This is a genomic window from Fictibacillus sp. NPDC058756, assembly GCF_042746035.1.
In the GTDB taxonomy this organism is placed as follows: Bacteria; Bacillota; Bacilli; order Bacillales; family Fictibacillaceae; genus Fictibacillus.
The window spans coordinates 1-1,354 of sequence record NZ_JBHYPU010000012.1; the positions used below are offsets into that span (position 1 = coordinate 1).

The window sequence follows — 1,354 nt, forward strand, 5'->3', positions numbered from 1 at the left end:
AAGCTGTTTCATAATCTCCATAGAAAGGAGGTGATCCAGCCGCACCTTCCGATACGGCTACCTTGTTACGACTTCACCCCAATCATCTGTCCCACCTTCGGCGGCTGGCTCCCAAAAGGGTTACCCCACCGACTTCGGGTGTTACAAACTCTCGTGGTGTGACGGGCGGTGTGTACAAGGCCCGGGAACGTATTCACCGCGGCATGCTGATCCGCGATTACTAGCAATTCCGGCTTCATGTAGGCGAGTTGCAGCCTACAATCCGAACTGAGAATGGCTTTTTGGGATTGGCTTGGCCTCGCGGCTTCGCAACCCTTTGTACCATCCATTGTAGCACGTGTGTAGCCCAGGTCATAAGGGGCATGATGATTTGACGTCATCCCCACCTTCCTCCGGTTTGTCACCGGCAGTCACCTTAGAGTGCCCAACTGAATGCTGGCAACTAAGGTCAAGGGTTGCGCTCGTTGCGGGACTTAACCCAACATCTCACGACACGAGCTGACGACAACCATGCACCACCTGTCACTCTGTCCCCCGAAGGGGAAAGCTCTATCTCTAGAGTGGTCAGAGGATGTCAAGACCTGGTAAGGTTCTTCGCGTTGCTTCGAATTAAACCACATGCTCCACTGCTTGTGCGGGCCCCCGTCAATTCCTTTGAGTTTCAACCTTGCGGTCGTACTCCCCAGGCGGAGTGCTTAATGTGTTAACTTCAGCACTGAGGGTGGAACCCCCCAACACCTAGCACTCATCGTTTACGGCGTGGACTACCAGGGTATCTAATCCTGTTTGCTCCCCACGCTTTCGCGCCTCAGCGTCAGTTACAGGCCAAAAAGCCGCCTTCGCCACTGGTGTTCCTCCACATCTCTACGCATTTCACCGCTACACGTGGAATTCCACTTTTCTCTCCTGCACTCAAGTCTCCCAGTTTCCAATGACCCTCCACGGTTGAGCCGTGGGCTTTCACATCAGACTTAAGAGACCGCCTGCGCGCGCTTTACGCCCAATAATTCCGGATAACGCTTGCCACCTACGTATTACCGCGGCTGCTGGCACGTAGTTAGCCGTGGCTTTCTGGTTAGGTACCGTCAAGGTACGAGCAGTTACTCTCGTACTTGTTCTTCTCTAACAACAGAGCTTTACGACCCGAAGGCCTTCATCGCTCACGCGGCGTTGCTCGGTCAGGCTTTCGCCCATTGCCGAAGATTCCCTACTGCTGCCTCCCGTAGGAGTCTGGGCCGTGTCTCAGTCCCAGTGTGGCCGATCACCCTCTCAGGTCGGCTACGCATCGTCGCCTTGGTGAGCCGTTACCTCACCAACTAGCTAATGCGCCGCGGGCTCATCTGTAAGTGTCAGC

1 rRNA gene is annotated in these 1,354 nt (G+C 55.0%); it reads right to left on the bottom strand.

Features of this window, described 5'->3' with window-relative positions:
* Nucleotides 1–23 precede the first annotated feature (23 nt).
* Nucleotides 24–1,354 (bottom strand): 16S ribosomal RNA (locus ACFW35_RS19830); the annotation flags it as partial.